The organism is Agaribacillus sp. DX54, from assembly GCF_056858335.1.
In genome coordinates this window covers 1-6000 of sequence record NZ_JBXEQE010000072.1, presented here as the reverse complement: position 1 = coordinate 6000, position 6000 = coordinate 1, and the positions used below count along the sequence as shown (strand labels likewise).

The window sequence follows — 6000 nt, the reverse complement described above, 5'->3', positions numbered from 1 at the left end:
CAATAAAGCTCTAAATTTGAAATACTTTTTTCAATTTCTAAGTGGTTCAGAAAAGAAGCGTGAGTCCTATTGTTGCGTGCAAAATACGTGCAACAAAAAAGCCATTTACGATTTCCTCATCGTAAATGGCTGATTATCAGCGTGGAGCCAATGGGAGTCGAACCCACGACCTCTTGACTGCCAGTCAAGCGCTCTAGCCATCTGAGCTATGGCCCCGTAAAATGGTAACAATTGATATAACTGATTTTTCTTTTTTCAGTTTATCAATGGGTTGGCAAATATATCCAATTTTTTCTAATCAAAAAACCAGCCGGCGGGCTTTCACAAAAGCTTTTTGATAATAATTTGAATAGAGGTTATCCTCCACCACACCACGGGAAGAGGAGGCATGAATGAATTTGATCGACTGCTTGCCTTTTATTTCAGTGACCAGGCCCGCATGGGAAACTTTTCGCCTGCGCTTTTTGGTGGCAAAAAAAACCAGATCCCCGGGCCGCAATTGCTGCATGCGTACTGCTTTCCCGATCTTACTTTGCTCTTTGGCACTTCTGGGTAGGGAGATATTGGCGGATTTGAAAGAAATTAACAGGAGTCCTGAACAATCCATACCCCTCTGGCTGGTGCCTCCGTAACGGTAGGGGGTACCTACAAAGGTTCGGGAAGTATTGATGATCTTATTGATTTTTTGTTGTCTGGCTTTTAGCTTTTTGCCGGAAGAACAACTGGTAAAAACAAGCAAAACAAAAACCGCCAGGTAAAAGAGGTAAAAGGGTCTATTGATGAAGGAGGACTTTACTGACACCATGTATCTTTTAGTTAAACATATAGATAACGAACAATGATGTGGTTAAATATAACTTAATTCAATAAATGTATGGTTTAATTAAGAAAATTAATTAATTAACAGCCCGAATTTTAACATTTTTGTGAAGCAACAGTATGTGTGGTATCACCGGAATATATGCATTTAATGAAGTTGGCAGGTTTAATATGATCAACCTTGCCCGTGCTACGGCGGTTTTGGAAAAAAGAGGGCCGGATCACCAGGGCATGTATACGGAATATTTTGTAGGTCTGGGACATCGAAGGTTATCGATTATTGACACTTCGGCAGACGGCAACCAACCTATGAAAGATGAAACAGGGCGGTTTACGATTGTTTTTAACGGAGAAATCTATAACTATAAAAGGCTCCGGAAAGATTTGATCAGCCAGGGTGTCTGTTTTAAATCAGACTCTGACACAGAGGTGCTACTCAACCTCTATATTCGTGAGAAAGAACAGTGCCTTAACAAACTGAATGGTTTTTTTGCCTTCGCCATTTATAACAAAGAAGATAACTCGATATTTCTGGCCAGGGATCGTATTGGTATTAAACCTTTGCTCTATTACCAGGACGAGGATAAGATTATATTCGCCTCCGAGATGAAGTCGCTGCTTGCCTATGGGATTGAAAAGTCGGTAGATTATACTTCTTTATACCAGTATTTACAATTCAACTATATACCTGCACCCAGCACTATTTTAAATGGTGTAAAAAAACTGATGCCGGGTCACTTTCTGAAAATTAAAAACAGGGAAGTTAAAATCAGCAGGTATTACCACATCCCTTATCACAAAAGCCATCTCAATCCTGATAACCTCAACTACGAGCAGCAAAAAGCGAGGTTAATAGAGTTACTGGAAGAATCGGTGAAAGAAAGGTTGGTAGCTGACGTTCCACTCGGGGCATTTTTAAGTGGTGGTATCGACTCATCCGTCATTACGGCCCTGGCGACCAGGCACAGGGATCGACTCAACACTTTTTCGATTGGCTACCGCGATGAACCCTTCTTTGATGAAACCAAATATGCGAACTCGGTAGCCAGAAAATTTAATACGCACCATACCGTTTTTTCCCTTTCCAACCTTGATTTATATGATCACCTGTTTGACATTCTCGATTACCTGGATGAACCATTTGCAGACTCCTCGGCTATTCCGGTCTATATTCTGAGTAAACACACCAGGAAGACAACCACGGTAGCGTTGTCAGGAGATGGGGCAGATGAGCTGTTTTCAGGATACAATAAACACCAGGCAGCATTTAAAGCCTTACAGGGGGGTACAGTTGCTTCGATGGTAAAATCATTGCTTCCCTTGTGGAATGCATTGCCGAAATCCAGAAATAACCCTTTGACCAACAAGGTGAGACAGTTCCAAAGATTTGCCATTGGCATGAATCTGAGTGAGCGTGAGCGTTACTGGCGCTGGGCGGCATTGGCCACCGATTTTGAGGCGATGTCGATATTAACGCTCGAGGCCAGGGAAAAAGTCAATACGGAGGAATTCAACCAACGAAAGCATAATATTCTCACACACTTCAACGGAAAAGGCAATCTGAACGATGTGTTGTATACTGATATGCATATGGTTTTGACTAATGACATGTTAACCAAGGTAGACAGCATGTCTATGGCCAACAGTCTTGAAGTCAGGGTCCCATTCCTGGATCACCATGTAGTCAATTATGCCTTTTCACTGCCGGAGGAATCCAAAATTAACAGCCAGATGAAAAAACGGATTTTACAGGATGCTTTCAGGGATATTTTACCCAGGGAGCTCTACAGAAGGCCAAAGCATGGTTTTGAGGTTCCTTTGTTAAAATGGTTCAGAAACGAACTAAGATCGTTGATTGAAAATGATCTTTTGGCAGAGAATTTTATAAACAACCAGGGAGTATTCGACTACGCGGGTATCAGGGCGTTAAAGGAGCAATTGTTTTCTAAAAATCCCGGCGATGTGCATGCAAGAATCTGGGCGTTGGTTGTATTTCAATCGTGGTGGAAAAAGTATTTGTAAGTAGTAAAATACAGTAGCTTTGCCCGGCTCATTTGCCAGACAAAAACTACTGTATAAAGATCAACTATAGAACTATTTTAACCATGCTCTAAACATCCAACTGTTTTTTTCATGTAATTTTATCATGTCAGATACCAGTGTAGCTGTACCTTCATCGTATGCATCGTTGGCCTGCTTAAGAATTTCTTTTTCCCTGATTATTAAGCTGTTTAAGTTAGATGTGATGGTTTCTATTGCCTCTTTTGCCTCGTGAACATGGGTTTTAGCTTTGATACCGGCATTAACCAGATAATCTTCAAAGGAATGAAAAGGCGTTTCATCAAGGGCTAGTATCCGTTCTGCTATATCATCGATATGTACGGCTGTTTCGGTGTATAGTTCCTCAAATTTTTTATGAAGATCAAAAAACTCATGTCCTTGAATGTTCCAGTGAAAACCTCTCAGATTCTGGTAATAAATCTGAAGGTCAGACAACAGCAGGTTAAGTTGATCGGCGATCTCTTTTGCTTTGCCTACTTCCAGTCCTATTAGATTTACATTTGCCATAACGAATATATTTAATTGTTTATTAAGATAAACGGATTTGTATCAGCTTTGGCTACAGAATTTTATCTATTGTTTTGATCATCTCATAGATGTTATCTATGTGATTAAAAAAAGATTACGTTCCGGTGATTAGCTGATGATTTCAGAGGGATTCCGGTTTTTTAAAACTTTTTCTAAGGGCCATTTTAAGGCTTTTTTTCACCAATTCACCCATGGTGCGACAACGCAGGAAGGCCTTTTCATCATAGAATTCTGCCAACTCCTTTTTCAGGTTTTCTACATGTTCGGATAACGAAATGGTGTCTTTTTCCATGGCATCAAACAAATCCTTGATCACATACCTGGATGCTTTAATACGATTAGCAATAAGCGCTCTTTCCTCTTTTTGATACTGCCGCATGGTTTCCGGGGTCATGTGTTTCATGCCAATGGCAATGATGGGGTTATTTTGTTTAAAATATTTTGGCATATAGATGGCTTTTCTGCCCTCATACGACTGCTGATCGAAATCTATGGCCCGGATACGATAATGTACTTCTTCGAAATCGGGGGTAATATCAACTACAAAGTTGCTGGAATGCATATCTCCCAGCAAACGTACAAAACATCGCTCATTGAATTTTACAAATTCTTTGGACAGCCGCACTTCATTCAATCTTTTATCCTGAAGATGGTGTTTGATAAACTGATCACCGGGAATACCGACAATATGTTCTTCTATTAAGGTTTCGTGGTTGACAATGTATCTGATTCTATTAGGGGAAAGTAAATCTTCGAGCTCTAAGCCATACACCCTGGAAGCATCGGCATTTTTGATATAAAAGTAGTCAAAATTATCGTTGATCCGGTTAACCACCCGGATACGAAATGGTTGTGTATTGCCATAAACACAGATATCGACCCTTTCAATAAACAAGTGTTCCATGACAGACAGGTCACCATCGGCCTTCAAAATAGCATAGATTTTCTTAAGCTGGTAATGGATATGCTGCATGTCAGAAGGGCTGTAGAATACAGTTTCCCATAACGTATCTTCACCCCAGTGGTCATAAAGAGCAATAGAGTTATTGTAACGCCGCAAATCATTGTACTGAATCGGGAGGTTAAGTTCCCTGCCATGTATTCTGAGATATTTTCTCAGGCTGGGGCTTATTTTAAATGGAATTTTCTTTTTACTAATTAAAGCCATTGCACTTATCATTCTGCTTCAAACAAGCCATCTATGATATCGAAGCCAATAGTTGTGGTCTTTATTTTTCTATGACGTCAACCAATTGTTCCAGCCCCAGGCTTCTCGATGCTTTTATAAGGATCAGGGCTTTATCAAACGGATTTTCATGAAGATAATCAATGAGCTGGTCTTTTTCTTTAAAATAAGTGGATTCAGGATTAGCATTTTTTGCGGCTAATATTTTTTTTCCGCAGAAAATCACTTTGTTGAAGTGCCTTTCTTTGGTTAATTCGCCGATTTTATAGTGTTCTTCTTCACTGATTTCGCCCAGTTCATTCATATCTCCCAGAATGACCACTTTGTTTCCGGATTCCATTTCCGCGATGTTTTCGATGGCAGCTCTCATTGATACCGGATTGGCGTTGTATGCATCGAGAATGAGCATGTTATTGCCTTTCTTAATAATCTGGGAGCGATTGTTGGAGGGTGTGTACTTGCTGATGGCCCGGTTGGCCTTTTTGTTGTCAACCTCAAAAAATTTACCAACGCACAGTGCTGCGGCAATATTTTCAAAATTGTATTTACCTACAAGATTGGTTTCGATCAGATTGCCTTTGTCTGACCTTATTACTAAAAAAGGATCAGCGGTGACCAACTCGCAATGATAGTAATCGGAATAATCCGGATAATAATACGGCCTGTCAAACCGCTCGGCCATTTTATTTAATATCTCATTTTGAGAGTTGATAAAAACCTTTCCATGATGATCGAGCAGGTATTGATACAGCTCACTTTTCCCCCTGATTACGCCTTCGAATCCACCGAAGCCTTCGATATGGGCTTTTCCGATGTTTGTAATGAGTCCGTGTGTAGGCCGGGCCATTTCACATAATTCGGCAATGTCTCCTACTTTGTTGGCGCCCATTTCAATAATGGCTATTTCCACCTTTGGACCAATGGATAATACCGAAATGGGTACACCTATATGATTATTCAGGTTTCCCGCTGTGGCAAAAGTTACGAACTTTTTACTCAACACCTCATGGATTAATTCCTTTGTGGTGGTTTTTCCGTTGGAACCGGTAATACCAATGACTGGAATTTTTAGTTTAGACCGGTGATGTATGGCCAGTTCCTGAAGTGTTTTAAGAGCGTCTTCTACCAGAATGTAACGATCGTCTTCGAGCTTGTGGTCAGGGTCATCGATCACCGCGAAGCTGGCACCTTGTTCCAATGCTGCTTTCGCAAATTTATTGGCATTAAAATTAGGGCCTCTTAGTGCAAAAAAAATGTTGCCGGATTTAATCTTCCTGGTATCGGTAGAGACACCGGTAGCACTTAAATATTTATCATATAGAGAGGCAATCATTCTGGCGTGGATTTTGGACTTTAAGATAACACTTTCTGGCAAAAGTGACTGAAATTTATTGTTATCTTTTAAC

At 40.4% G+C, this 6000-nt stretch carries 5 protein-coding genes and 1 tRNA gene; 1 reads left to right on the top strand and 5 read right to left on the bottom strand.

The genetic code is table 11. The features are described 5' to 3' along the window. Nucleotides 1-142 precede the first annotated feature (142 nt). Together AC04NP_RS30180 and AC04NP_RS30175 are read right to left on the bottom strand one after the other, a co-directional pair. Nucleotides 143-216 (bottom strand) — tRNA-Ala (locus AC04NP_RS30180). A gap of 82 nt (nucleotides 217-298) precedes the next feature. After that, nucleotides 299-805, bottom strand: a complete 507-nt coding sequence (locus tag AC04NP_RS30175) for a C40 family peptidase (protein WP_482863845.1) — start codon at nucleotides 803-805, stop codon at nucleotides 299-301. A 134-nt stretch (nucleotides 806-939) separates the two neighbouring features. Here AC04NP_RS30175 and asnB point away from each other — a divergent pair, with 134 nt between their 5' ends. Further along, on the top strand, nucleotides 940-2841 hold the full coding sequence (gene asnB, locus AC04NP_RS30170) for an asparagine synthase (glutamine-hydrolyzing) (protein ID WP_482863844.1): 1902 nt from the start codon (nucleotides 940-942) through the stop codon (nucleotides 2839-2841). Between the two features lie 72 nt (nucleotides 2842-2913). Here the strand turns inward: asnB and AC04NP_RS30165 are convergent, their stop codons facing one another. The 3 genes from AC04NP_RS30165 to AC04NP_RS30155 all read right to left on the bottom strand — a co-directional run bounded on the left by AC04NP_RS30165 (nucleotide 2914) and on the right by AC04NP_RS30155 (nucleotide 5927). Beyond that, on the bottom strand, nucleotides 2914-3387 hold the full coding sequence (locus AC04NP_RS30165) for a Dps family protein (protein ID WP_482863843.1): 474 nt from the start codon (nucleotides 3385-3387) through the stop codon (nucleotides 2914-2916). Nucleotides 3388-3529: 142 nt separating this feature from the next. Beyond that, a complete protein-coding gene (locus AC04NP_RS30160; RefSeq protein WP_482863842.1) occupies nucleotides 3530-4576 on the bottom strand; it encodes a hypothetical protein in 1047 nt (348 codons plus the stop codon). Between the two features lie 61 nt (nucleotides 4577-4637). After that, nucleotides 4638-5927 (bottom strand): UDP-N-acetylmuramoyl-tripeptide--D-alanyl-D-alanine ligase, encoded by a 1290-nt coding sequence (locus tag AC04NP_RS30155; RefSeq protein ID WP_482863846.1) that lies wholly within the window; start codon nucleotides 5925-5927, stop codon nucleotides 4638-4640. Nucleotides 5928-6000 lie beyond the last annotated feature (73 nt).